At 69.7% G+C, this 24,194-nt stretch carries 22 protein-coding genes; 18 read left to right on the top strand and 4 right to left on the bottom strand.

Annotation, left to right across the window (positions count from 1 at the left end):
- Positions 1 to 188 precede the first annotated feature (188 nt).
- Positions 189 to 416, top strand: coding sequence for a hypervirulence associated TUDOR domain-containing protein (locus tag Mterra_RS06255; protein ID WP_027891384.1), 228 nt, complete (start codon positions 189 to 191; stop codon positions 414 to 416).
- A 174-nt stretch (positions 417 to 590) separates the two neighbouring features.
- Here Mterra_RS06255 and Mterra_RS06250 read toward each other — a convergent pair whose 3' ends face one another.
- From Mterra_RS06250 to Mterra_RS06240, 3 genes are all read right to left on the bottom strand, one after another.
- Positions 591 to 1,064 carry an SMI1/KNR4 family protein gene (locus Mterra_RS06250; protein WP_169730630.1) on the bottom strand — a complete coding sequence of 158 codons (474 nt, stop codon included), beginning with the start codon at positions 1,062 to 1,064 and terminating at the stop codon, positions 591 to 593.
- A gap of 299 nt (positions 1,065 to 1,363) precedes the next feature.
- Complete coding sequence (locus tag Mterra_RS06245; protein WP_218022885.1) at positions 1,364 to 1,783, bottom strand: HIT family protein; 420 nt, start codon at positions 1,781 to 1,783, stop codon at positions 1,364 to 1,366.
- Between the two features lie 231 nt (positions 1,784 to 2,014).
- A complete protein-coding gene (locus Mterra_RS06240) occupies positions 2,015 to 3,190 on the bottom strand; it encodes an alanyl-tRNA editing protein (protein ID WP_119314402.1) in 1,176 nt (391 codons plus the stop codon).
- 115 nt (positions 3,191 to 3,305) lie between these two features.
- Between Mterra_RS06240 and Mterra_RS06235 the strand changes: the two genes are divergently transcribed.
- The 7 genes from Mterra_RS06235 (at position 3,306) to folE (ending at position 11,297) form a co-directional block, all read left to right on the top strand.
- The gene (locus Mterra_RS06235) at positions 3,306 to 4,730 is read left to right on the top strand and encodes a molybdopterin-dependent oxidoreductase (RefSeq protein WP_119314401.1); all 1,425 of its coding nucleotides are present in this window, start codon (positions 3,306 to 3,308) and stop codon (positions 4,728 to 4,730) included.
- Positions 4,731 to 5,041: 311 nt separating this feature from the next.
- Positions 5,042 to 6,073, top strand: a complete 1,032-nt coding sequence (locus Mterra_RS06230) for a M42 family metallopeptidase (protein WP_119314400.1) — start codon at positions 5,042 to 5,044, stop codon at positions 6,071 to 6,073.
- 246 nt (positions 6,074 to 6,319) lie between these two features.
- Complete coding sequence (locus Mterra_RS06225; RefSeq protein WP_147372571.1) at positions 6,320 to 8,500, top strand: hypothetical protein; 2,181 nt, start codon at positions 6,320 to 6,322, stop codon at positions 8,498 to 8,500.
- Positions 8,501 to 8,703: 203 nt separating this feature from the next.
- On the top strand, positions 8,704 to 9,528 hold the full coding sequence (locus Mterra_RS06220; protein ID WP_119314398.1) for a CDP-alcohol phosphatidyltransferase family protein: 825 nt from the start codon (positions 8,704 to 8,706) through the stop codon (positions 9,526 to 9,528).
- Positions 9,486 to 9,920, top strand: coding sequence for an NUDIX domain-containing protein (locus tag Mterra_RS06215; protein WP_119314397.1), 435 nt, complete (start codon positions 9,486 to 9,488; stop codon positions 9,918 to 9,920). Before Mterra_RS06220 ends, Mterra_RS06215 begins: the two co-directional genes overlap by 43 nt.
- The gene (gene tmpR / locus Mterra_RS06210) at positions 9,917 to 10,636 is read left to right on the top strand and encodes a bifunctional dihydropteridine reductase/dihydrofolate reductase TmpR (RefSeq protein WP_119314396.1); all 720 of its coding nucleotides are present in this window, start codon (positions 9,917 to 9,919) and stop codon (positions 10,634 to 10,636) included. The genes Mterra_RS06215 and tmpR overlap by 4 nt, the downstream gene beginning before the upstream one ends.
- Before the next feature lie 55 nt (positions 10,637 to 10,691).
- A complete protein-coding gene (folE, locus tag Mterra_RS06205) occupies positions 10,692 to 11,297 on the top strand; it encodes a GTP cyclohydrolase I FolE (protein ID WP_119314395.1) in 606 nt (201 codons plus the stop codon).
- Positions 11,298 to 11,676: 379 nt separating this feature from the next.
- Here folE and Mterra_RS06200 read toward each other — a convergent pair whose 3' ends face one another.
- Complete coding sequence (locus Mterra_RS06200) at positions 11,677 to 12,993, bottom strand: hypothetical protein (protein ID WP_119314394.1); 1,317 nt, start codon at positions 12,991 to 12,993, stop codon at positions 11,677 to 11,679.
- 386 nt (positions 12,994 to 13,379) lie between these two features.
- Here Mterra_RS06200 and Mterra_RS06195 point away from each other — a divergent pair, with 386 nt between their 5' ends.
- The 10 genes from Mterra_RS06195 to Mterra_RS06150 all read left to right on the top strand — a co-directional run bounded on the left by Mterra_RS06195 (position 13,380) and on the right by Mterra_RS06150 (position 23,992).
- Positions 13,380 to 14,348, top strand: a complete 969-nt coding sequence (locus Mterra_RS06195; RefSeq protein ID WP_245971544.1) for a glycosyltransferase family 2 protein — start codon at positions 13,380 to 13,382, stop codon at positions 14,346 to 14,348.
- Between the two features lie 43 nt (positions 14,349 to 14,391).
- The gene (locus Mterra_RS06190; RefSeq protein WP_119314393.1) at positions 14,392 to 15,768 is read left to right on the top strand and encodes a UDP-glucose dehydrogenase family protein; all 1,377 of its coding nucleotides are present in this window, start codon (positions 14,392 to 14,394) and stop codon (positions 15,766 to 15,768) included.
- A gap of 216 nt (positions 15,769 to 15,984) precedes the next feature.
- The gene (locus tag Mterra_RS06185; protein WP_119314392.1) at positions 15,985 to 17,004 is read left to right on the top strand and encodes a glycosyltransferase family 2 protein; all 1,020 of its coding nucleotides are present in this window, start codon (positions 15,985 to 15,987) and stop codon (positions 17,002 to 17,004) included.
- Complete coding sequence (locus Mterra_RS06180) at positions 17,001 to 18,149, top strand: glycosyltransferase family 4 protein (RefSeq protein ID WP_119314391.1); 1,149 nt, start codon at positions 17,001 to 17,003, stop codon at positions 18,147 to 18,149. Before Mterra_RS06185 ends, Mterra_RS06180 begins: the two co-directional genes overlap by 4 nt.
- Positions 18,150 to 18,151: 2 nt before the next feature.
- Positions 18,152 to 18,652 carry a hypothetical protein gene (locus tag Mterra_RS06175; RefSeq protein WP_119314390.1) on the top strand — a complete coding sequence of 167 codons (501 nt, stop codon included), beginning with the start codon at positions 18,152 to 18,154 and terminating at the stop codon, positions 18,650 to 18,652.
- Between the two features lie 122 nt (positions 18,653 to 18,774).
- Entirely contained in the window at positions 18,775 to 20,037 is a 1,263-nt protein-coding gene (locus tag Mterra_RS06170; RefSeq protein ID WP_245971543.1) for a hypothetical protein, read from the top strand.
- A gap of 189 nt (positions 20,038 to 20,226) precedes the next feature.
- Positions 20,227 to 21,213 carry a glycosyltransferase family 2 protein gene (locus tag Mterra_RS06165; RefSeq protein WP_119314388.1) on the top strand — a complete coding sequence of 329 codons (987 nt, stop codon included), beginning with the start codon at positions 20,227 to 20,229 and terminating at the stop codon, positions 21,211 to 21,213.
- 16 nt (positions 21,214 to 21,229) lie between these two features.
- Complete coding sequence (locus Mterra_RS06160) at positions 21,230 to 22,366, top strand: glycosyltransferase family 4 protein (protein WP_119314387.1); 1,137 nt, start codon at positions 21,230 to 21,232, stop codon at positions 22,364 to 22,366.
- On the top strand, positions 22,363 to 22,812 hold the full coding sequence (locus tag Mterra_RS06155; protein WP_051303865.1) for a sugar 3,4-ketoisomerase: 450 nt from the start codon (positions 22,363 to 22,365) through the stop codon (positions 22,810 to 22,812). Before Mterra_RS06160 ends, Mterra_RS06155 begins: the two co-directional genes overlap by 4 nt.
- Before the next feature lie 61 nt (positions 22,813 to 22,873).
- Positions 22,874 to 23,992 carry a DegT/DnrJ/EryC1/StrS family aminotransferase gene (locus Mterra_RS06150; RefSeq protein WP_119314386.1) on the top strand — a complete coding sequence of 373 codons (1,119 nt, stop codon included), beginning with the start codon at positions 22,874 to 22,876 and terminating at the stop codon, positions 23,990 to 23,992.
- Positions 23,993 to 24,194: the final 202 nt, after the last annotated feature.

Below are 24,194 nucleotides of genomic sequence, written 5' to 3'. Positions count from 1 at the left end.
CTCCCCACCCGCCTGCACCCCGTCCTCGACGGCATCCTGCTGGCCCAGGCCTTCTACCCCTTCGCCGCCCACCTCTCCTTCGCCCGCGGCTTCAACCCCGACGCCCCGCGCAACCTCTCCAAGGTGACGCGCACCCGGTAAAGCCCGGCTTCAGCCCAGCCTCAAGGCCCGGTGCTAGCTTGCAGGGCATGAAGGTGTTCCAGGTGGGCGACCGGGTGCAGTGGTCCTGGGGAGAAGGTGAGGCGGTGGGGGTCATCCAGGAGATCATCAAGGAGCCGATCACCCTCGAGCTGCGCGGGACCATGGTCCGCTGCGAGGGCTCGGAGGAAGACCCCGCCTTCCTGATCCGCCAGGACGACGGCGACGAGTTGGTCAAGCGCTCGAGCGAGGTCGAGCACGTCACGCGTACGGATTGACGCTGATAGCCGGTGGCTGAACGCCCAACGCCGAACGCAAAACGCCGAACGCAAAACGCCGAACGCGTCAATACTTGGAGTTTCTTAAGACGATCCGGTTGCAGCGCTGTAGGCGAGATAAACCCTCCTCGTGAACGGGGAGAGCGAGCGGATCGGCCCTACCTATGCCGGAAGTCACTCACCCTTTTCTAGCGCTTCTTGCGCCTTTATCTCGTCATCGACAGCATTTGACAGCCACCGGGAGAAACAAGGAAAAACCTCCTTCGGCTCTGACTCCCCTTCTAAGTAGTGAAGAACAGGGGGGTCATCCCCTGCTAAAGCGTCGAAAAACAAGAACTGATAACCTTGGTGAACGGCGAAGACAAAATGCCGGCTCGATAGCCTGAACGGTGCATTGTCCGTTTCCAGCAAGTCTTCAGCTTCACTACGCAACTGCTTCAGGGTCGCAAAGAGGAAGTCTGTGCCGATTAGAAAAGTTCCGGCGGATTTCCCCAACCGCTCGAGGAAATATCTATACGCTTCAGGCAACTGAATGCCGAAGAACTCCTCTAATTCATTCACCTCCTCCTCAGAGCAGCCGCACATGAAGTCGCGTGGTGCCAGACCTGATTCAACAAGCCGTTTCACCGCTTGGTCGATCTCTGTCACGCCCATCAATCCTCATTAGACCTTATTTATACCGGATTCAAAAAGATAATCATCCGATCCGAAGAGCCCGGAGGCTATCTTTTTGAATCCTAGAGCACTCCCTTCGGTCGGGTTAGTTCGTCACCGTTCGGTGACGAACTAACCGAATCTGGTATTAGGCCTTGGCCGGTCGGGTTCCCGCATTTTCTGAGGGGGCTTAAAAAGAAGAACGGGCTTCTCGCCCGCTGATGGAGATAATTATAGCACCTCATGCAAATATGTAAAGTGATATGCACGAAGCGGGCCAGGGGACGGGAAAATCACCGCTTCCGGGACAGGAATTCGCGCAGCTTGCGGGCGTAGGGCAGGCGCTCCTCGAGGGTGGTGTCGCGGCGGTAGGGCGAGAGCAGGTAGAGGTCGTCGCCCTCCCAGCGGGGGAAGACGTGGAGGTGGTAGTGCCAGACCTCCTGGAAGCCGGCGGGCTCGTTGTGCTGGCGGGTGGAGACGCCGTGGCAGCCGTGGACGGCCTTCATCGCCAGGGCGACCTCCCTCGAGGCCGCGTGGACGGCGGCGCCGTACTCGAGCGGCAGGTCGTAGAGGTTCTCGTAGCGGGGGTTGGGCACGACGAGGACGTGGCCGGGGTTGTTGGGCCACCAGCCCAGCGCGACGAAGGCCGTGACCTTGTCGTTTTGCAGCACGATGTCCTCGGGCTGGCTGCGGGCGCCGCGCCCGCCCCGCACCAGTTCGCAGAGCGGTTCCCACGAATACCCCGCACGGGGTAAAACACCCGCCGGGATCGGCGGGTGTTTGTGGGAAACGCGAGCAAAAAGGGCAGAAGTAGCCGGGGGGCTCGTGGTTGTACATCCCTATCGCGCCCTTCACTCGCGTTGCGTCCTATCCCGGACGCAACTGCCCCGACCCTGACCCCAAGCCTTAGACGGCTGCATGGCCTAAACCCCGTGAAGAGTACCCTAAGCCTTCCCCTCCGCCACCGCCCGGCGGAAGGCGTCGAGCGCGTCGTGCACGGCCCCGGCGGGCAAGATACCCATCACGGTGTCGATGCCGCCGCCGCGCGCGCCCAGCGGTTGCAGCACCTCCTTGAAGAAGGCGGGCAGGGGGGTGGGGTGCTCGAGGTGCTTCACCAGCACGAAGCGGGCCCTGTCCTCGCCGGGGGCCACCAGCAGGGCCAGGGTGCCGGGCCACTCGGCCAGGCGCTTGCCCACCGCCTCCAGGACCACCGTGGGCACCAGCGTGGCGATCTTGTGGTCGGGGTGCTCGGCCAGCAGGTCGCGCATGTAGCGCTCGGCCAGTTCGTCGCGCAGCGCGGCGTTCTCGCCCTTGAGCTTGTAGAACTCGTCCCGCAGGTTGGCGATGGGCTTCTCGACCTCGAGCCCCTGGGTGCTGAAGCGCTCGCCCAGCCGCGTGAGCACGGCGTGCTCCTGGGAGAAGAGCTCGAGCGCCTCCCACCCCGCGCTGAAGTAGACGCGGGTGCCGCCCTTGTAGCGCTCGAACTTGAGCACCTTGATGGGCCCGGCCTCGCCGGTGCGCGCGAGGTGGGTGCCCCCGCAGGCTACCAGGTCCCAGCCCTCGACCTCGACGATGCGGATGCGCCCCGAGACCTTGGGGGCGCGGCGCAGGGGGTACTTCCCCAGCTCGTCCTCCTCGACGAAGAAGGTGCGGGTGGGGGCGTTGGCGTAGACGGCCCAGTTCGCCAGGGCCTCGGCCTGCTGCACCACGGCGGCGTCGGGCTCGGCGGCGAAGTCGAGGGTGCAGACGGGGCTGTTCATGTTGACGGCCTGGATCTCCCAGCCCCCTGCCCGCAAGAAAGCCTGGCAGAGCACGTGCTCGGCGGTGTGGCGCTGCATGTGGCGGTAGCGGCGGGCCCAGTCGAGCTCGCCCGTCACCTCGGCGCCCTCGGGGAGGGGGGCCTCGAGCAGGTGCACGACGTCGCCCTTGGCCTTGCCCTCCTCGAGCACCTCCAGCACCCGCACCCCGCCCAGCGTCCCGGTGTCGCAGGGCTGGCCCCCGGCGTTGGGGTAGAAGAGGGTGCGGTCGAGCACCGCGAAATGCTTCTTGCCCTCGCTCCAGGTCCGCACCACGCGGGCGCTGAAGGCACTCTCGTAGGGGTGTTCCCAGTACAGACGCACGGGTTTAGTCTAGCGGTCTTTGGTCGGCGGCCCTACCGTCGGGCCCAGGGTTCAGGCGGAAGATGGGGTATCCGTCCGGCGCACGGGTTGCGTACGGAAGGGCAGAGGTGGAGCGATGAAGCGCAGCGATTGGACGTGGGGGCTCACCGCCGGGCTGGCGCTCGGCCTGCTGGGCCTGGCTTTGCGGGGGGCGGGGGTGGCGTACCCGCTCGAGGGCCTCTTCGCGCAGATCACCTACGCGCTGGGCACCCCGGCGGTGTTCAACCTGCTGCACGGGCTCTTCGGCTACGGCGAACTGGCGAAGAACCTGGCCTTCGCGGGCACCGCGCTGGCCTGGCTGCTGGCGCACCCCTTGCTGTGGTGGGCCGCCCGGCGCTCCCTGCCCCTGGGCCTGGGGCTGGCCTTCGCGGCCTACGCCGCGAGCGCGTATGCCCTGCCCGGCGGGTGGCTGGCTGCCGGGCTCTACGCCCTGATTTTCGCCGGGCTGGTGCGGGTTCTGCGCCGCAGGCCCAGGGCACCGGCCCCGGCGCCCGACCCCGCCCGCCGGGAGAGCCTCCGGACGCTGGCGCTGCTGGCGGCGGGGCTGGCGCTGTGGGGGCAGGTCAGGGCGCAGGCCAGGGCGGCGTGGGACAAGATCGCGGGGCTGTGGCCCGAGCAGATCGGCCAGTCGCGGCTCTACGTGGTCTCCAAGAACCCGGCCTTCCTCGACCCCGACCTCCGCGGCAAGCCCTACGCGCTCGAGGTCACCGGGTTGGTGGGGCAGCCCCTGACCCTCGACCTCGAGGCCCTCAAAGCCCTGCCCAGCGCCGACCTCGTCCACACCATGACCTGCATCTCCAACCCGGTGGGCGGCGACCTGATCGGCTGCGTGAAGTGGCGCGGGGTGCCGCTCAAGGCGCTGCTGGACAAAGCCGGCGTCAAGCCCGAGGCCAGGTTCATCGTCTGGGAGGCCGCCGACCGCTACACCGAGTCCATCGCCCTCACCGAACTGCCCGCCGAGGCCCTGCTGGCCTACGCCGCCGAAAACCCCCAGGGCGGCAAGTTCGAGGACCTCGAGCCCAGGCACGGCTACCCCACCCGCGTCCTGCTGCCGGGCCGCTACGGCATGAAGCAGCCCAAGTGGCTCACCCGCATCACCCTCACCGACAAGGAAACCACCGGCTACTGGGCCCAGCGCGGCTGGAGCCGGAGCGCCGTGATCCGCACCATGAGCCGCATCGACACCCCCAAGCGGAACGCCCGCCTCAAGGCCGGGGAGGAAACCTTCGTCGCGGGCATCGCCTACGCCGGCGGGAGGGCGCTCGAGCGCGTGGAGGTCTCGCTCGACGGCGGCAAGACCTGGCAAAAAGCCGAACTGCGCCCACCCCGCGCCAAGTACGCCTGGCAACAGTGGGCCCTGCCCTGGAAGCCCGAGAAAGGCGACCACACCCTGCAGGTGCGGGCCGTAGAGGTGGGCGAGCGGGTCCAGGACCCCACCGCGCGCGAGCCGCTGCCGGACGGGGCCACCGGGTACCACACGGTGCGGGTGCGGGCGGGTTGAAGGCTCGTGGTTACCCCTCCCCGCCCGCGGGGAGGGTTTGGCACGCCGCCCCAGGCAGCCTCTAGGGCTCGCTACCCCTCCCCGCGTGCGGGGAGGGTATATCCCCCCCAACCCCCCTTGCTAAGGGGGGAACCAGGCGTCCTGCGTCTTGCGTCTTGCGTACGACGCAGGACGTACGACCCGCATCTTGCGTCTTGCGTTTTGCGTTTTGCGTACGACGTACGACGCACGCCCCTCGTTCAGCCATCGGCTATCGGCCCTCGACCAACTTTGACCCTCCCCCCAGCCCTCGAGCCGTTACAATTCCTGCCGTGCGTCTAAATCTCGATCTGCTCAAACGTCTTTCGGAGGTGGCGGGCATCCCGGGCTGGGAAGACCGCGTGCGGGAACTGGTGCAGGCCGAGCTCGAGGGCCTGGTGGACGAGGTGCGCACCGACGCGCTGGGCAACCTGATCGCCCGCAGGAAGGGCAAGGGGCCGCGGGTGATGGTGGCGGCCCACATGGACGAGATCGGCTTCTACGTGCGGCACGTGGACGCCAAGGGCTTTCTGCGGGTGCAGAACGTGGGGGGCTTCGACACGCGCAACCTCTTCGCCCGCCAGGTGACCGTGCACACCGCCGGCGGCGACCTGCCGGGCCTGATGAACCCGGCCGGCAAGCCCATCCACATCTCCACCCCCGAGGAGCGCAACAAGATCCCCACCGTGGCCGACTTCTTCGTGGACGTGGGCCTGAGCGCCGAGGAGGTGAAGGCGCGGGTGAAGGTGGGCGACCCGGTGACGCTGCGCCAGGAGGGTATGCGGCTGGGCAAGTTCTTCACCGGCAAGGCCATGGACGACCGCGCCAGCGTGTTCGTGCTGCTCGAGGCCCTGCGCCTGCTCAAGGGCAAGAAGCTCGCCTGCGACCTCTACGCGGTGTTCACCACCCAGGAGGAGGTGGGGCTGCGCGGGGCCCTCACCAGCGCCTACGGCGTGGAGCCCGAGGTGGGCATCGCCCTCGACGTGACGTTGGCCGTAGACCTCCCCGACCTGCTCTCCCACCACTACGTGACCGAGGCGGGCAAGGGCGTCGCCATCAAGGTCATGGACTCCTCCGCCATCTCCGACCGTGGCCTGGTGCGCCAGTTCGTCGAGCTGGCCGAGAAGAAGAAGATCCCCTACCAGATGGAGGTGCTTCCCCTGGGCGGCACCGACGCCGGGGCCATGCAGCGCAGCCGCGCCGGGGTGCCCAGCCTCACCCTCTCCATCCCCACCCGCTACGTCCACACCGTCACCGAAGCCGTGCACACCGACGACCTCGAGGCCACGGCGGCGCTGCTGACGGCGTATCTCCAAGGGAAGTAGCCGGGCCGAAAACGGCGCTTCGGGGAGGTCGCCGCCGTGCCCCTGCGGCCGGCGCGCTACGGCCCCGATTTCCGTTAAGCCTGCCGTTATGGGCGGGCTTCGGCCCTTTAACGAGCGCCGGCGAGGAGGGGCGGAGGCGCTGGGTTTGGGGGAACTCGGGGTGCGGGCGCGGGCGTGACCTCGAGCCATAACGCTGTAACGCTCTTACCCGGCGGCCTTCGGGTTTGCAGTACCCTCAACCTTAGTATGAAAAGATCGATTTGGCTCACCCCATTGGTGCTGGTCCTGGCGGCCTGCCCCGGCCCGGGCCCGGCTAAAGTCGCCTGCAAGCCGTACCCTGCGGCCAACTTCCCCCAGGATTCCTACAGCGATTCGCGGCCGGTGGGCGGGGTGAGGGGCACCTCGAGCCCCGAAGGCACCCCCCGCCTGGTCACCGACGAGGAGCAGGCGGGCCCCGCCAAGGGCCGCATGAGCATCGACAACTGCTCCTTGCGGATGCCCCCGCTGCTCAACCCCGCCTTCGGGCGCATGGGCGTGGCCTACGGCCCCGTGGACCGCCAGAACGGCAAGGTGATCCACTTCCGCCTGACCGCGGGCGACGTGCAGGAGGAGAACAGCCTGACCTTCGGCGGCTTCAACTCGGCCAACCCCGCCACGCCCCTGGTGGGCTCCAACGCCATGCTGCTGCGCAACTTCAACCAGCAGGGCGGCACCTTCGACCTGGGCTCCAGGAGTGGGGCCATGGAGACCGGGCTGCCGCAGTTCCAGACCCAGATCGACGCCTACGTGATCCTGCGCGAGCGTGGGGCGATCTACCTGGTGGACGGGCTGGCGGGCGGCTACTACGCGTCGCTGCCCTCGGCCAGCGTGATCGGGCTCGACCAGAGCCTCACCACCGACGTCTCGCCCCAGGTCTACCCCGGGGTGCACAGCGCCAGCCCGGCCGACTCCCACCGCATCCACCACTTCCAGGTGCGCGACATCGCCGCGTGGCAGAACTGGTACGCCACCGCCCACGCCGCCGACCGGCTCACCGGCGGCGGGGCGCTGGGCACGGCGGAGAAGGGCGGGACCTGGGCGGTGACGGGCAACCTCAGCTCCACGGCCGACGGGGCCACCGCCGACGCCGGGGGCGCCCTGGCCTTCCTCGACCCCGGCGCCCCCTCGCAGGTGCTGGGCCTGACCGTGAAGACCGGCAGCAACCCCCAGGGCGTGGGGCTCATCTTCCGCGCCAACAAGGACGGCAGCGGCGTCTACACCAGCTACTACGAGCTGTTCATCTCCACCACCGAGTACGAGCTCGTGCGCGTGAGCGGCGCGACCCGCACCCGGATCGCCTTCGGCAACACGGCCAGCCAGTTGCTGCCCAAGAACGCCACCGTCCACCTCCAGGTCATCGACAGCGGCCCCAAGGACACCCGCTTCAGCGCCGGGGGGCGCATCCGCTTCCTCCTCGACGACAAGGAGCTCCTGAGCATCGACGCGCCCGCCACCGACTTCAGCAACGACGACAACAACGCCAGCGCGGGCTTCACGGGCGTGGGCTTCCGCATCGCCCCGGGGAGTGCCGGGGGCACGGCGGTGAGCTACTTCGAGGCCCACCCGCGCACCATCACCCTGCCCGCCGAGCTGCTGCTGCGCGAGGAGGAGGCCCCGCTCGAGGACACCGGCAACGTGGTGGTGGCCTCCGACGACTTCAGCGGGGAATTCCGCGAGCTCGCCGGCCGCAAGACCCCGGTGGGCGGGCTGGTGTGGGAGAAGAAGGCCAGCCGCAACCCCGAGGAGTACCTGGCGGTTGACGGCAACGGCTACGTCACCGCCTTCCCCACCTCCCTCAACGGCAGCCGGGGCAACTTCCTGCTCTACGGCCTGCCCTGGCCCAGCCAGTACAAGAACTTCGCCAGCCTCGAGGCCACCATCGTCCCCCCCGGCAGCGGCGTGCTGCGCCGGGAAGGGGAGGTGCTGGGCGTGGGGCAGCAGACGTGCTCGGGCTTCGACGCCGGCAACCCCTCGAGGAAGCACCGCCTGCGCGCGGGGCTGCTGCTGTGGCAGGACAAGAACAACTACGTCCTGCTGCGCGGCTTCATGGACGAGTCGCAGTCCGACGCCTCCGAGGTCGAGTGGCAGGTCCCCAGCCGCCCCGACTTCGCCCCCGTGGTGCGCCGCACCAACCTCAACGTGCGCTGGTGCCACGGCCAGCCCACCACGCTGCGCCTGAGCACCGACGGCGACCGCATCACCTTGTGGGTCAAGGGTGCGGTGGGCGTGGGCGACCCCGACACCAAGTTCGAGCCGGTGCAGACCTTCCGCTGGACCGACCTCTTCCCCGACCGTCCCCCCCTGAGCATCAACCTGGTGGGCCTGTACTTCTCCGAGGACGACACCGGCGCGCGCATCGACGGCTTCAAGGCTTCGGCGCGGAGGTAGGGCGGGGGCTCGGGGTTGAAGGCTGAGGGGTGTCGATGGTCGATAGCCGAACGCCCAACGCCCAACGCCCAACGCCGATAGCCCATAGCCGATAGCTGACGGCTTCCCCCTCCCTGCGTGCGGGGAGGGGTTCCTTTCACCACGAGCCACCCGTTCCCCGGCCATTTGCTTTCCGCGCGGCTTGCCCCAACAATCAGGGGCGTATGTCGCTCTCCTTCAGCGCCAGCCTCAAGGCCCGGCCGGTACAGGAATTCGTCAACCTGCTGCTCTTCCGGCCGCTGGCGTACGGGGTGGCGCGGGTGCTGTACCCTACGCCGGTCTCGCCGCCGATGCTGGTGCTGTTCCACACCCTGCTGGGGCTCGTCGCCGCGTACTTCGTGGCCCTGCGGCCCGAGCTGGACTGGGTCTCGGCGCTGCTGCTGCAGGTTAAAACCGTGCTGGACAACGCCGACGGCCAATTGGCCCGGCTGCGCGGCCAGGCCGACGAGATGGGCCGCTACCTCGACAGCGAGGCCGACCTGCTGGTCAACGTGGCGCTGTTCGGGGCGCTGGGGCTGCGCACGGGGGAGCCGTGGCTCAGCCTGGCGGGCTTCGCGGTGTTCACGCTGGTGCAGTCGTGGGACTTCAACGCCGAGTACCTCTACCGCGCGGCCCGCGGCGAGCCCTTCCGCCCGCCGGTGCGCGACCCCGACAGCCCCCTTTTGAACCTGCTGCGGGGCGTCTACGCCGTCTTCTACGCGCCGCAGGACCGCTGGGTGCGGGGCCTCGAGCACGCCCTCTTCGCCCGGCTCACCCGGGGCGTGGACGAGGCGAGGAGGCAGAGGCTGGCGCTGGAGTGGTGGAACTTGTGGTCGGTGGCGGCGGTGGTCAACTTCGGCCTCACCAGCCAGTTCGTGTTCATGGGGCTGTTCCTGCTCCTCCACGAGCCTGGTAGCTACCTTACCTTCGTGCTGTCGCAGGGGGCATATCTTGGGTTGGTCTACCTATGGCGGATCCTGCGCTTGCTCAATATCCGATCCCGACCGTAGCGGCCCTGGTGCAGGGGCCCTCGGGGCGGGTGCTCTTGGTCAAGACCACCAAGTGGAAGGGCCTGTGGGGCGTGCCCGGGGGCAAGGTGGGGTGGGGGGAGAGCCTCGAGGCCGCCCTGCGCCGCGAGCTGCGCGAGGAGGTGGGCCTGGAACTCACCCACGTGCGGCTGGCCCTGACCCAGGAGGCCATCTTCGACGAGCAGTTTTATAAGCCCGTGCACTTTTTGTTCTTCAACTACTTCGCGGCCTCGGCTTCGGAGGAGGTCACGCCCAACGAGGAGATCGCGGAGTGGGCCTGGGCCGGCCTGCACGAAGCCCGCCGCTACCCGCTCAACAGCTACACCCGGGTGCTGCTCGACGCCTACTTCGCCCAGAGTGAGGCCCGCGGATGAGGGGCGAGCGCGTCGCGCTGGTGACGGGCTCGGCCCGGGGCATCGGGCGGGCGGTCCTGCTGGGCCTGGCCGGGCGCGGCTTCGCGGTGGCGGTGCACTACCGCAGCAGCGAGGCCGAGGCCGAGCGGACCCGCGCCGAGGCCGAGGCGCTGGGGGTGCGGGCGGTCAAGCTCAGGGCCGACGTGACCGACCTCGAGCAGGCCCGCTGCCTCGTCGAGCAGGTCGTGGGGCAGCTCGGCGGGCTGCACGTGCTGGTCAACAACGTCGGCGACTACCTCAAGAAGCCCGTCGAGGAGCTCACCGCGCGCGAGTGGCAGGCCCTGCTCGACTCCAACCTCAACGCGCCCTTCTACGTCACCCAGGCCGCGCTGCCCCACCTGCGGGCGGCGGGCTGGGGGCGGGTGGTCAACATCGGCTATGCGGGGGCGCAGAACCTGGTGGCCCGCAGCGGCATCGCGCCCTACGCCATCGCCAAGACCGGGCTGATCCTGTACTCCAAGGCCCTGGCCGAGCGGGTGGCCCCCTGGGGCGTCACGGTCAACGTCGTCGCGCCCGGGGTGGCCGAGAACTCGGTGTCGCAGCCGCTCGAGGAGATCCCCATGGGCCGCGCCGCGCGGCTGGACGAGCTCGCCCGCGCGGTGCTGTTCTTCGTCGAGGAGGGCTCGGCCTACCTCACCGGGCAGGTGCTCGAGGTCGCGGGGGGGTGGAACCTGTGAGGCGATCCGGGAACAAGTGTCCAAACTACGTTCAAGTTTTGTATAAAGGAGCAACATGGGACGCATGATCGAAGTCGAGGACACCGGGCTCAGCTTCACCAGCGACATCGACATCGACCGCATGAGCGCCCTCGCGCTGGAGTGGCTCGAGCTCATTGGCGAGGACCCCCGGCGCGAGGGGCTGATCAAGACGCCCGACCGCATGGCTAGGGCCTGGGCCTTCCTGACCAAGGGCTACCGGGAGAGCCTCGAGGAGATCGTGGGCGGGGCGGTCTTCGAGGCCGAGGGCAGCGAGATGGTGGTGATCAAGGGCATCGAGTACTACTCCATGTGCGAGCACCACCTCCTGCCCTTCTTCGGCAAGGTGCACATCGGCTACATCCCCCGCAAGAAGATCTTGGGCCTGTCCAAGTTCGGCCGCATCACCGACATGTTCGCCCGCCGCCTGCAGGTGCAGGAGCGGCTGTCGGTGCAGATCGCCCAGGCCATCTGGGACCTCCTCGAGCCCGTCGGGGTGGGGGTGGTGGTCGAGGGGCAGCACATGTGCATGATGATGCGCGGGGTGGAGAAGCAGCACTCGAGCACGACCTCGAGCGCCATGCTCGGCAACTTCCGTGAGGACGCCAAGACGCGGGATGAGTTCTTGAGCTTGTTGCGGTAGTGGTGCTGATGGCTGATAGCCGGGAGCGGGTCGTGCGTCGGGTGCGGGTCGTACGTCCTACGTCGTACGCAAAACGCGAGACGCAAGACGCAAAACGCTAAACGCAAGACGCGGGTCGTACGTCGTACGTCGTACGCCGAACGCAAGATGCAAAACGCGAGACGCCCTTTGTTTACCCCCCTTAACAAGGGGGGCTGGGGGGGATAAACCCTCCCCGCGGGCGGGGAGGGACGACCGTGGGCGAGCTGCTGGAGGACTGGCTAGCCAAACCCTCCCCGCGCGTGGGGAGGGACGGGGAGGGGCGAACCACGGGCCACGCACCGCACCCGATGAAAGCCCCGGGCTGCCGGGGGCCCGGGGGCGTGGCCTTCGCGTGGCTTCAGTTCAGGGGGCAGCCGAGTTCGTTGGCGGCCTCGAGGCGGTTCTTGGTGGCCTCGTAGGAGCCGCTGTCGAAGGCTGCTTGGAACATGCTGACGACCTGGGCGGTGGTGTAGGGGTAGTTCACGTCGGGGTTGGAGGCGTTGAGCAGCGCGGCCACGGCGTGCCGCATGAGCGCTTTGAGGCCGCCGCCGCCCTGCTGGAGGGCCTGGAGCAGCGTGAGGTCGGGGTTGGTGGCGTCGCGGCCGAAGACGGCGTCGAACTTGTCGCCGGGGGAGTAGCCGACCCAGGAGTCGAAGTGCTGCTCCTGCCTCCAGTAGCCGGGGGTGCAGCCCTGGCCGCCGGGGGTGCGCGGCGCGCCCGAGCTGGCGACGATGTCGCTGACCATGATCGAGTCGCCGCCGGTGAGGTGCAAGGGCTTGTTGGGGTCGCCGTCGGGGGAGCGGATGGTCACGCTGACGCTGCTGGCGCTGCCGGGGACGTTGGAAAGCACCAGGCTGCCGATGAGCAGCTCGCTGCCCCGGTTGGGCGTGTTATGCGTGAGGCTGCCGTTCACCCCGCCCGCGCTGGCCTCGACGACCGCGGTGCGCTTGACCCCCTCGGAGGTGGTGAGGCCGCTCAGGTCGGCGATGGCGTAGCTCACCGTCACGTCGCGCGGCCCGGAGGCGGTGGGGATGGGCAGGGTGGCGGTGTAGGCGTCGCGGTTCTGGCCCACGGTGAGCTTGGCGCCCCACCACAAGTCGGCGAAGGGCTTGATCCCGCTGCTGGGCGGGTTGGAGGCGCTGGCCGGGCGGAACACCGCGGCGATGAGGGCGCGCGGGGAGTAGTACTTGTCCGGCTCGCTGGTGGGGGTCACCTCGGCCCGCAGGGAGAGCGGGTCGGTGCAACTGAGGCTGCCGAAGTCGTGCTCGTAGTGCCAGCCGAAGGCGGTGGTGTAGCTGGGGGCGGCCAGGTCCACGGCCGTGACGCTGGCCCCGCAGATGAGCTCGAGGCGGACGTTGGTGGGGACGGGGTAATCGCCCTGCTCCTCGCCCTCCTGCCCCCCGCCCTTGAGCTCGACCTGGGCGATGAGCCGCTTGACGGAGGCCGGGTCGCTGATGGACACGGTCTGCGGGTTGACGACGCTGCCGTCGCTGCCCATCCCGGCCCCGACGAGTTCGACCGCGAAGCCTTGGGTGTAGCTCCAGGTCGTGGTGCCCGGGGAGACGGGGTAGATCAGGCTGCTGGGGTCGCCCTCGTGGCGCGTCTGGGGTGCGGAGCTACAGGCCGCCAGCAGGCCCAGGCCGATAATCGTCCCGACGAATCTGTGCCAAGTCATCGGTCACCTCCTGAATTGTCCGGCACCTTTAACCATAAGACCTCGAGCCAGGGCGAATGATGTGGGCCTCCGGGCCGCCGCAGAGCCCGAAACCGCGCTGCGGCAGCCTGCCGCAGCGAGATTAATTGCAGTCCTTAATCCTCGCCGCCCGCGCCGGTAACGGCCGCCGAAGGGGGCCGGGCGGCCCTCGCGTAAAGCCGCGTTAATGCCTACGTTACCTCCGTGTTGCACACTGGGCTGTGGTGTTCAGGGGACCTTTAAGCGCCTGAAAAGCCTCTGGCAGACGCGACTCAGCTAGTAACGCACGAATAACGGCGACTTCACTAAGGTGTACGCTGCAGGGCCCGAGTAGGCCGGGATGTTTGTTCGAGGTGGGAAATTCTATGATGCCGATACCCGATTACGACCAGATCCAAGGCGCTCCTAAACCCCAGCCTAGGGTAATTGCCATTATCCCGGCCTACAACGAGGCCCGGTTCATCGCCGGCGTGGTGCTCGAGACCAGGCGCTACGTCAGCGAGGTCATCGTCGTTGACGACGGCTCCACCGACCGCACCGCCCAGCTCGCGCAGGCCGCCGGGGCCACCGTGATCCGACAGCCGCGCAACATGGGCAAGGCCGAGGCCCTCAACGCCGGCTTCCGCGCCGCCCGCGAGCTCAACCCCGACGTGGTGGTCTGCCTCGACGGCGACGCCCAGCACGACCCCGCCGACATCCCCGACGTCATCGCGCCGGTGCTCGAGGGCGGGGCCGACGTGGTGATCGGCTCGCGCTTCCTCGAGAAGCGCAGCGACATCCCCGGCTGGCGCATCGTCGGGCAGCACACCCTCACCTTCGTCACCAACCTCACCAGCGGCATCAAGACCACCGACAGCCAGTCGGGCTTCCGCGCCTTCTCGCCGTTGGCCCTGCGTGCCTTGCGCTTCCACACCGGGGGGCTGGGCGTGGAGTCGGAGATGCAGTTCCACATCCAGAAGGCCGGGCTCAAGGTGGCCGAGGCGCCCATCAACGTCTCCTACCTCGACGGCAACAAGCGCAACCCGGTGGTGCAGGGCCTGCAGATCCTCGACTCCATCGTGAGCCTGGTGGCGCGGCGTCGCCCGCTGCTGTTCTTCTCCATGCCGGGCCTGATCCTGGCCGTGGCGGGGCTGGTGATGGGCGTGGACGTGGTGCTGACGATGAACAAGTTCGGCATCCTCAAGACCGGCACCGCCATCCTCTCCTCGATCGCCATCATCGGCGGGCTGATGCTGGGCGTGACCGGGGTGCTGCTGCACGCCTTGGCCGGCTTCGTCGAGCGGGTGCGCAGCGAGGTTGACTCGGCGGTCGCGGCGCGGCTCGAGGCCTTGAAGTAACCGTATTCCCCGTATTCGAAGTTCGGGTCACGAGGATTCACCGATGGAAAACGCCAAGACTGTGACGGTGGTGGGGGCCGGGTACGTGGGCCTGTCCACCGCGGTGGCCCTGGCCCTGCTGGGGCACGAGGTCCGGGTGCTCGACACCAACGCCGCCCGCGTCGAGGGGCTCAAACGGGGCGAGCCCCCCTTCTACGAGCCGGGCCTGGCCGAGTCGCTGGCCCAGGCCGCGCCCCGCCTCCGCTACACCACCGACCCCGCCGAGGCCTACGGCGGCAGCGAGGTCGCCGTCGTCGCGGTGGGCACCCCGCCCACCCCGGCCGGCCACGCCGACCTGCGCTACCTCTACCAGGCCCTCGAGACCCTCGCCCAGCACCGCGTGGGGCTGGTGGTGGTCAAGTCCACGGTGCCGGTGGGCACCAACCAGGACGCCAAGCGCATCCTGGGGCCCGGCGTGGCGGTGGCCTCCAACCCCGAGTTCTTGCGCCAGGGCCAGGCCCTCTCCGACACCCTCTACCCCGACCGCATCTTAGTGGGCGCGGAGGAGGAGTGGGTGTTCGGGGTGCTCGAGCGCCTCTACCAGCCCCTCGTCGAGCAGAGCTTCGAGGAATTGCCCTGGCTGCCGCGCCCCAAGGCGCTGCGCGAGGCCGTCGCCCGGGGCTACCGCGTGCCGCTCGTGCGCACGGGGCTCGAGAGCGCCGAGCTCGCGAAGTACGCGGCCAACGCCTTCCTCGCCACCCGCATCTCCTTCATCAACGAGATCGCCAACGTGGCCGAGGCGGTGGGCGCCGACATCGAGGAGGTGGTGCGGGCCATCGGGCTCGACCCACGCATCGGGCCGCACTTCCTCAAGGCGGGCCTGGGCTACGGCGGGAGCTGCTTCCCCAAGGACACCCGCGCCCTGGCCTACCTCGCCAAGCGCGGCGGCTACGACTTCAAGCTGCTGCGCGCGGTGATCGAGGTCAACCAGGCCCAGCGCTACCGGCTGGTGGAGAAGGCCGAGGCCGTGCTGGGCCGCCTCACCGGCCAGACCGTCGTGCTGCTGGGGCTGGCCTTCAAGCCCGGCACCGACGACCTGCGCGACGCGCCCAGCCTCGAGATCGCCGAGGAGCTGCTGGCCCGCGGGGCCCGGGTGCGCGCCACCGACCCCAAGGCCCTCGAGCTCGCCAAGCAGATCCTCGACCCCCGCGTGGAGACCTTCGCCGACCCGCTGGAGGCCCTCGAGGGCGCCGACGCCGTGCTGCTGGTGACCGAGTGGCCCGAGTACCGCGCCCTCGACTGGGCCGAGGTCAAGCGCCGCCTGCGCCGCCCGGTGGTGCTCGACGGCCGCAACGCCCTCGACCCCCGGGCCATGGAGGCGCTGGGCTACGTCTACCAGGGCATCGGGCGGGGGCGCAAGCTGTCGGAACTGGCCCTATGAGGCTGGCGGGATGCCGAGTGCCTGGCGCCGGGCGCGGGTCGTGCGTCGTACGCCCTGCGTCGTACGCCGAACGCAAAACGCCAAACGCAAGACGCAAAACGCAAGGTGCAGGACGACTTGGCCCTCGACCCTCGACGAACCGCGATCCACGGGTCTTGCGCATCCTGCCCTTAGCCATCGGCCATCAGCTACCGGCCATCGCCGTAGGACCTCACCATGCCTGAGCTCAGCCTGCTGATCGTCGCTTACAACAGCCGTGCCGACCTCGAGCGCCTGCTCCCCAGCGTCTACGGCCAGGGCGTGGAGTGCGAGATCCTGGTGGTGGACAACAACCCCGCCGACGGCACCGGCGAGTGGCTGTGCCAGCACCACCCCGCCGTGCGGGTGCTGAGCAGCCCGCGCAACGGCGGCTACGCCGGGGGCAACAACTTCGGCATCCGCGAGGCGCTTGGGGAGTTCGTGCTGGTGCTCAACCCCGACACCGTGCTGCACCCGGGAGCCCTGCAAACGCTGCTCGAGGCCGCCCGCGCCCACCCCGACGCCCTGATCGGGGCCAAGCTGCTCAACCCCGACGGCACGGTGAACGCGGTGGGCAACCACATGCACTACTCCGGCATCACCACCTGCCGGGGCCTGGGCGAGCCCGCCGCCCGCTACCGCGGCCTCGAGCCCGTCCCCCTGGTCTCGGGCGCGGCCTTCATCGCCGCCCGCCGGACGCTGCTGGGGCTCGGCGGCTTCGACGAGGACTACTGGATGTACCTCGAGGACACCGACCTCTCGCTGCGGGCCCGCCTGCGCGGCCACCCGCTCTACAACGCCAACGACGCGGTGATCACCCACTACTACCGGCTGGGCATGAGCCCCCGCAAGTTCTACCACCTCGAGCGCAACCGCCTGCTCACGCTCTTGAAGGTCTACGAGGGCCGCACCCTGCGCCGCATCGCGCCCGCGCTGCTGCTCACCGAGCTGGCGACCTGGGCCTTCGCGCTGCTGAAGGGCTGGCCCTACCTCCGCGCACGCGGGGAGAGCTACGGCTGGCTGTGGCGAAACCGCGCCGCCGTCCGCGCCAAGCGGGCCGAGGTGCAGCGCAGCCGCAGCGTGCCCGACGCGGCGATCCTGCGCGACGCGCTCACGCAGCTCCCCTTCGACCAGCTCACCAGCCCCAAGCTCGCGGGGGTGCTCGAGCGCCTGACCACCCCGCTCTACCGCCTGGCCGCGCCCCGGAGGACGGCGTGAGGGTCGCGCACGTCAGCGCCACCTTCCCGCCCTACTGGGCCGGGACCGGCAACGTGGCCTACCACAACGCCCGCGTCCTGCACGAGCGGGGGCACGCGGTGACGGTGTTCACCGCGGGGGAGGGGGGCGGCCTGAGCTTCCCCTTCGAGGTCGTGCGGCTGCCCGAGCTGCTGCGGCTGGGCAACGCGCCCTTCACGCCCGCCCTCGTCGGCAAGCTCCGGGGCTTCGACCTGATCCACCTGCACTACCCCTACATCTTCGGCGCCGAGCTCACCGCGCTGGCCGCGCGGCTTTACCGCACGCCGATGGTGCTGACCTACCACAACCGCCTCGAGGAGACCCACCGCCTCAAGCGCGTGCTCTTCCAGGGCTACAACCTCGGCGTCGAGCCGCTGGTCTTCCGCACCGCCCGGCGGCTGCTGGCGGTGCGGCGCGAGCACCTCAGCACGCTCTACCCGCACCTCGAAGCCGACCCCCGCCTGCAAGAGTTGCCCAACGGCGTAGACACGGGCCTCTTCACGCCGGGGGACCGCCTCGAGGCCCGCCGCCGCTACGGGGTGCCCGGCGACGCGCCGCTCGCCCTCTTCGTGGGCGCCCTCGACCAGGCCCACCGCTTCAAGAACGTGGACGGCCTGATCCGCGCCTTCGCGCGGGTGCCCCTGCCCGAGGCCCGGCTGTGGGTCGTGGGGGACGGGGGGCTCAGGCCCGAGCTCGAGGCCCTCGCCCGGCAACTGGGCCTGGGGGAGCGGGTGCAGTTTCTGGGCAAGCACGCCCCCAGCGCCCTGCCGCCCTTCTTCCGCGCCGCCGACGTGAGCGTGCTGCCCTCGACGGGGGTGGAGTCGTTCGGGCTGGTGCTGCTCGAATCCATGGCCTGCGGCACGCCGGTGATCGCCGCCGCGCTGCCGGGGGTGCGCACGCTGGTGGAGGAGGGCGCAGACGGCCACCTGGCCGCGGTGGGCGACGAGGCCGACCTGGCCCGGCTGCTCGAGCTGCGGCTGCGGGGCCGCGACCAGGCCGAAGCCATGGGCCGCAAAGGCCGCGAGAAGGTGCTGCGCGAGTACGACTGGGGCGTGATCGCGGGGCGCCTCGAGCAGACCTACGCCTCGGTGCTGCGCGAGGCGAAAGCCCGCAGCGCCGCCGTGTGAGTATGGAACTCCACCTCCGCGTCGAAGCGCTCCCCGGCTTCCCCGGCCTCGACGGCGCGCACGAGCTGGCCTGGGGCTACCTGCTCGACCGGGTCTTCGGCGACGCCTACCGCAGCGGGGTGGGCTCCCTGACCCTCGTCCTGCCGCACCCCGCCCTGGAGGAGTGGGCCCGCTGGCGGGCCGAACAGACCCCGGCCAAAGGCGGGCGCACCGGCTTCGCCGCGCTGGACGGCTCGAGGCCCCAGCCTGCCGACCGGGTGTACGCGCTGGGCTTTGGCCCGCTGGCCCCGGCGGCCTTGCGCCGGCGTTCCCCCGGCCTCGCGCCCGCGCGCCTCGAGGCGCGCCTGTACGTCTACACCCTGCCCGCGCTGCTGGCGAGCCTGCCCATGCGGCTCAACGCCCCGCGCCTGCGGGACGTGGGCTGGCTGGGGATGCGCCGCCACTTCGTGAGCGAGAAGCCGGTGGCGGCCTACTACCGCCTCGAGATCGGGGGTGGGGCGTGAAGGGCTTCGCGGTTGAGCGCCAAGATACGTCGATGGTCGATAGCCAAACGCAAAACGCCGAACGCCGAAGGCTGAAGCCCAAGGCCAGGGGGCGAGGTGTTTGAGCGTGGGGGAGGTGGCCTGTGACTGACCTCCACACCCTGGGGGATGCGGGGGCGGTGGATCCGCCACCTGGTGCTGGCCGCGTTGCCCAGGCCCTCGCCGGCCTCGAGGCCTGGCTCCAGACCCTGCGGCAGCCCGGCGGCTACGCGGGCCCGGTGGCGCACTGGTGGTCCAACCGCTTCCGCTACACCGGCCCCGGCCTGGACTGGCGCTACGAGGGCATCCTGGCGGGGTACGCGCTGCTGTTGAAGAAGACCGGCGAGGCCCGCTGGCGCGAGCGGCTCGAGCAGGCCGCCGCCGACCTGATCCGGGGCCAGAACCCCGACGGCACCTACAAGGCCTCGCGCTTCGAGCTCAACCCCGGCCCCCTGGGCACGCCCCACGAGGCCGCCGCCACGCTGGGGCTGCTGCTGGCCCTGGAGGGCCTGCCGGACCCCGCAGCGGCGCTCCGGGCCGCCCGGCGCAACCTCGACGCGCTGATCGCCCGGCTGTACCTGCCCGAGGAGAAAGCCTTCCGCGACCGGGTGCCCAACAAGCTGTGCACCCTGGCCCAGGCCCTACTGGCCTACGCCGAGGCCAGCGGCGAGGAGCCCTACCTCGAGTACGCCCGGGCCGCGCTCGAGCAGGCCCTGCGCTACCAGGTGCGCGAGGGTTTCGTGCGGGGGGCCACCCACCAGTACGCCCCCACGCCCGAGGCCGGCGACGAGCGCTTCTTCCCCTACTACCAGGCCCGCTGCGTCCCCCCGCTGGCCGAAGGGGCGCGGGTGCTGGGCGAGGGCCGCTACCTCGAGGCCGCCCACGCGGTGCTCGAGTTCGTCGAGCGCACCCGCGAGGGCGCCAGCTGGCCCATGGTGCTCTACCCCAGCGGGCGGCGCGGCGAGCTGCGCTTCCTGGCCGGCATGGCCGACGTGCTGCTGGCCTACCGCCGGCTGGGCCGCCCCCTGCCCGCCGAGCCGCTGGGGGCCCTCCTGGCTGCCCAGTACCCCTCCGGCGGCTTCCCCACCTTCTTCATGGCCCGCCCCGACCACCGCGCGGCGACGGCGGTGGCGGGCTGGAACGACAAGGTGTTCCGCCTGCTGGCCGAGCTGCTCCCCGACGGGAGGCCGCTGCCCGCCGCCCAGGTCGCTCCCGCCGAGGTTCCGGTCTGGATCGAGGGCAAGGAGGCCCGCATGCTCGAGACCCCCGAGTTTCTGCGCTTCGAGCGGAAGGGGGCCGTGCTCTACGAGTGGGCTAAGCCCGAGCCCTGGGCGCGGGTGGTGACCCTGCCCTTCGAGCGCCGCTGAGGACACCGGTGGCCGCCCGTGGTGCGTTTTTCCCTGTTATCCCCCACGTTACGCCCGCGTTGCAGGCTCGAGCCGGGGGCTCGAGGCCCGCGCACCCCGCGCCCGAGCCTTGCCGCAGACCCGACAAACCCGAAATAACGTCGCCTTTACGCCGCCGCGCCTAGCATTGGAGCTAGTTCGGAGGGATTTATGCAGCAAGCGCCCGCTACGGCCCAGCCCGACCCGCCCACCCTGCCGCCCTTCACGGCGCTGGTGGCGGCGTGGGGCGAGGGGCCGCAGGTCGAGGCCCATATTGAAAGCTTCAAGGCGATGCGCTGGCCCGGGGCCGAGCTGATCGTCGTGGCCGGCGGCAAGGACGACACCTACGCCCGCGCCAAGGCCCTCGAGGGCGACGGGGTGCGGGTGCTGGAGCAGAGGCCCGGCATGGGCAAGCAGCGCTCGCTGCGCGAGGCGCTCAAGCACGCCCGCCACGACCTGATCTTCCTCACCGACGCCGACTGCCTCTTCGAGCGCGAGGTGCTGCAGAAGCTCTTCGCGCCCATCGTCGAGGGGCGCTACCAGGCGGTGACGGGGGGCTCGAGGCCCCTGCCCTCCCAGGCGGGCAACCCCCTCGCCGACTACGAGCGCGCCCGCGAGGTCACCTTCTTCGCCAACCACCCCGCCGAGAGCGACGGCATCCTGGGCCGCAACGCCGCCCTCACCCGCCGCGCGCTCGAGCAGGCCGGGAACTTCGCCGAGGACGTGCCCACCGGCACCGACTACCACCTCGCCAAGAAGCTGCTGCAGGCCGGGCACAAGATCGGCTTCGTGCGCGAGAGCCTGATCCCCAGCGAGTACCCCGACACCGCCCGCAGCTACCTCCAGCGCCGGCGCCGCTGGGTGAAGAACCTGCTGGTGCACGACCCCCGGAAGAACCGCGCGGCCCTCGCCCAGAGCGCGGCCTTGGCCGCCCTGGTCCTGCCGGCGCCCGTCTGGCTGCTGCTGCCCAAGCCGCTGGGCTGGGTGCTGCTGCTGCCCGCGCTGGCGGCCCTGGCCCTGCGCTACCGCGACATGCTGCGCGGAGGTGCTAGCCTGAGGACACTGCTGCGGGTGCCCTACTTCACCGTGCTCGACCAGATCGGGGTATTGGGCGCGTTGTGGGACTACTACGACCCCAAGCGCCGCAGGAAGTGGTAGGAGAGAGCCTATTCTTATGCGAAAGCCCAAGTACGTGATGATCAGCTCCGAGGTCCGCCGCGACCTCGAGCAGCCCCTCGAGCACTTCAAGCGCCTGGAGATCTACCACCTCTACAACCGCGCCCCCTGGAACGACCTGCGCGAGGAGGACTTCCAGCAGCGCACCCGCCGCTTCGGCTCGCCGCTGTCGCTGTTTTTGCGCCTGCAGGAGATCAAGCCCGACATCATCCAGGGGCCCGAGCCCATGTCGGCGCTGATGTTCCCCTACCTCTGCGCCACCTTCCTCTACCTGCTGCTCAACCCCCGCGTCAAGCTGGTCACGGCCAGCCTCGAGGCCATCCCGCTGGAGAAGAAGTACCCCTGGCCCATCCTCTGGCCCATGAAGCGGGTGCTGCCCCTGTGGTTCCGCCGGGCGATGGTGATCTTCTACCTGGAGGGCGGGGCGAAGTACAACCTCGAGGCGGGCGGCGCGCCGCCGGAGAAGATGGTCCACCACCTCTACGGCTCGTGGGGCGTGAACCTGCGCGAGTGCAACCCCGAGGGCCCTAGGGTGAGCTACGCCAAGCCCTACCCGGTGATCCTCAACGTCGGGCGCATGGTGCCCCTCAAGGGGGCGCACGTGCTGATCGAGGCCTACAAGCAGGTGCGCGACCGCGGCCTCCAGGCCACGCTGGCCCTGGTGGGCGACGGCCCCGAGCGGGCCAACCTCGAGGCCCAGGCCCGCTCGACGGGCTACGGCGAGGACATCGTCTTCCACGGCACCGTCAAGAACGCCGACCTGCCCGACTACCTGCGCGCGGCCAGCGTCTTCGTGATGCCCAGCATCAGCGGCAAGATCTGGACCCAGCAGCTCTCCTCGGCCACCTGGCAGGCCATGGCCTGCGGGTTGCCGGTGGTGGTCTCCGACATCGGCCGCATGGCCGAGTTCACCCCCCCTGAGGCCGGCTTCCTGGTGCCCGAGAACGACCCCAAAGCCCTGGGCGACGCCCTCGCCCGGCTCATCGCCGACCCCGAGCTGCTGAGGCGCATGAGCGAGGGCGCGCTGGCCTACGCCCGCGCCCGCTTCGACGACGCGAAGAACATCGCCCGCGTGGAGGAGATCATCCTCGAGCGCGCCGGCTTTGCCCCCCCCGCCGCAGAGGTGTCCCCATGAGCAAGAGCAACCCCGCCTTAGAGCCCAAAAAAGCCCGCCTGCAGGACGTGCGCATGATCGAGCTGCCCAAGATCCCCGACCCCCGGGGCAACCTCACCTTCATCGAGGGCGGCCGCCACGTGCCCTTCGACATCCAGCGCGTCTTCTACCTCTACGACGTGCCCGGCGGCGAGAGCCGCGGCGGCCACGCGCTCAAGACCACCGAGCAGTTCCTCATCGCCGTCTCGGGCTCCTTCACCGTGGTCGTTGACTCGGGCGGCACGCGCCAGCGCTACTTCCTCAACCGCTCCTACTTCGGCCTCTACCTCCCGCCCATGATCTGGCGCGAGATCGAGGACTTCTCCTCGGGCGCGGTGTGCTTGGTGCTGGCCTCGAGGCCCTACGACGCGGGGGATTATTACCAGGACTACCAGGAATTCCTGGAGGCTTCGCGGAAGCTGCAGTGAGGCCGCCGGCGGCCGAGCGCCAAACGCCGTATGTCATGAGCATCCACCGATAGGAGTTCAGATGAAGATTCCCTATTTCGAATTGCAGTCGGCTTACCAGGAACTCAAGCGCGAGCTCGACGAGGCGGTGGGCCGGGTGGTGAGCAGCGGCTGGTACATCCTGGGCAGCGAGGTCGAGGCCTTCGAGGAGGAGTACGCCGCCTACGTCGAGGCCCGGCACTGCGTGGGGCTGGCTAACGGCCTCGACGCGCTCTACCTGGCGCTGCGGGCCATGGGGGTGGGGCCGGGCGACGAGGTGATCGTGCCGTCGAACACCTACATCGCCACCTGGCTGGCGGTGTCGTACGTGGGGGCTAGGCCCGTGCCGGTCGAGCCGGAGATGCTCAGCTACAACATGGACCCCGCCCGGGTGGAGGCGGCCATCACCGAGCGCACCAAGGCCATCCTGCCCGTGCACCTCTACGGCCAGCCCGCCGACCTCGACCCTTTGCTCGAGGTCGCCCGCAGGCACGGCCTGTGGCTGCTGGAAGACGCTGCCCAGGCCCACGGCGCGCGCTACAAGGGCAAGCGCGTCGGCGCCCACGGCGACGTGGTGGCCTGGAGCTTCTACCCCAACAAGAACCTGGGCGCCTTGGGCGACGGCGGGGCCGTCACCACCGACAACCCCGAGCTCGCCGACCGCATCCGGGTGCTGAGGAACTACGGCTCACGGGTCAAGTACGTCAACGAGGTCAAGGGCGTCAACTCCCGCCTCGACCCCATCCACGCCGCCGCCATGCGGGTCAAGCTGGCCTACCTCGACGAGTGGAACGAGCGCCGCCGCGCCTTGGCCGCCTACTACCTCGAGGCCCTGCGCGGCACCGGCCTCACCCTGCCCCAGACCGCCCCCTATGCCGAGCACGTCTGGCACATCTTCGCGGTGCTCTCCCCCGAGCGCGACGCCCTGCAGAAACACCTGGCCGAGCGCGGCGTGGGCACCCTCATCCACTACCCCATCCCGCCCCACCTGCAAGCGGCCTACCGCGACCTCGGCTACAAGCAAGGCGACTTCCCCCTCAGCGAGCGCATCCACGCCCAGGAGCTTTCGCTGCCGCTGGGGCCGCAGCTCAGGCGCGAGGAGGCGGAGTACGTCGTCGAGGCGGTGCGGAGTTTCAGGGGGTCGGTGGTTGATCGCCGGTAGCCGGGTGCTGAACGTGGGTCGGACGTCGGGCGTCGGGCGTCGGGCGTCGTACGTCCTACGTCGTACGTCGTACGTCGTACGCAAAACGCAAAACGCAAAACGCAAAACGCAAGACGCAAGACGCAAAACGCAAGACCCTTCAGCGGGGTCAATCATCCACTGGGGTTGCGCCCTACCCCACAGGCTGGCTGCAGCCCCACTT

This window comes from Calidithermus terrae (genome assembly GCF_003574345.1).
GTDB lineage: Bacteria > Deinococcota > Deinococci > Deinococcales > Thermaceae > Calidithermus > Calidithermus chliarophilus.
This window is presented reverse-complemented; position numbering and strand designations above follow the sequence as displayed.

Excerpts from the sequence above, each read along its gene's own strand:
- Mterra_RS06190 (WP_119314393.1), top strand. The coding sequence starts at position 14,392 with ATGGAAAACGCCAAGACTGTGACGGTGGTGGGGGCCGGGTACGTGGGC.
- Mterra_RS06155 (WP_051303865.1), top strand. The coding sequence starts at position 22,363 with ATGAGCAAGAGCAACCCCGCCTTAGAGCCCAAAAAAGCCCGCCTGCAG.
- Mterra_RS06255 (WP_027891384.1), top strand. The coding sequence starts at position 189 with ATGAAGGTGTTCCAGGTGGGCGACCGGGTGCAGTGGTCCTGGGGAGAA.
- folE (WP_119314395.1), top strand. The coding sequence starts at position 10,692 with ATGGGACGCATGATCGAAGTCGAGGACACCGGGCTCAGCTTCACCAGC.
- Mterra_RS06195 (WP_245971544.1), top strand. The coding sequence starts at position 13,380 with ATGCCGATACCCGATTACGACCAGATCCAAGGCGCTCCTAAACCCCAG.
- Mterra_RS06165 (WP_119314388.1), top strand. The coding sequence starts at position 20,227 with ATGCAGCAAGCGCCCGCTACGGCCCAGCCCGACCCGCCCACCCTGCCG.
- Mterra_RS06150 (WP_119314386.1), top strand. The coding sequence starts at position 22,874 with ATGAAGATTCCCTATTTCGAATTGCAGTCGGCTTACCAGGAACTCAAG.
- Mterra_RS06235 (WP_119314401.1), top strand. The coding sequence starts at position 3,306 with ATGAAGCGCAGCGATTGGACGTGGGGGCTCACCGCCGGGCTGGCGCTC.
- Mterra_RS06200 (WP_119314394.1), bottom strand. The coding sequence starts at position 12,993 with ATGACTTGGCACAGATTCGTCGGGACGATTATCGGCCTGGGCCTGCTG.
- Mterra_RS06225 (WP_147372571.1), top strand. The coding sequence starts at position 6,320 with ATGAAAAGATCGATTTGGCTCACCCCATTGGTGCTGGTCCTGGCGGCC.
- Mterra_RS06185 (WP_119314392.1), top strand. The coding sequence starts at position 15,985 with ATGCCTGAGCTCAGCCTGCTGATCGTCGCTTACAACAGCCGTGCCGAC.
- Mterra_RS06175 (WP_119314390.1), top strand. The coding sequence starts at position 18,152 with ATGGAACTCCACCTCCGCGTCGAAGCGCTCCCCGGCTTCCCCGGCCTC.
- Mterra_RS06160 (WP_119314387.1), top strand. The coding sequence starts at position 21,230 with ATGCGAAAGCCCAAGTACGTGATGATCAGCTCCGAGGTCCGCCGCGAC.
- tmpR (WP_119314396.1), top strand. The coding sequence starts at position 9,917 with ATGAGGGGCGAGCGCGTCGCGCTGGTGACGGGCTCGGCCCGGGGCATC.
- Mterra_RS06215 (WP_119314397.1), top strand. The coding sequence starts at position 9,486 with ATGGCGGATCCTGCGCTTGCTCAATATCCGATCCCGACCGTAGCGGCC.
- Mterra_RS06220 (WP_119314398.1), top strand. The coding sequence starts at position 8,704 with ATGTCGCTCTCCTTCAGCGCCAGCCTCAAGGCCCGGCCGGTACAGGAA.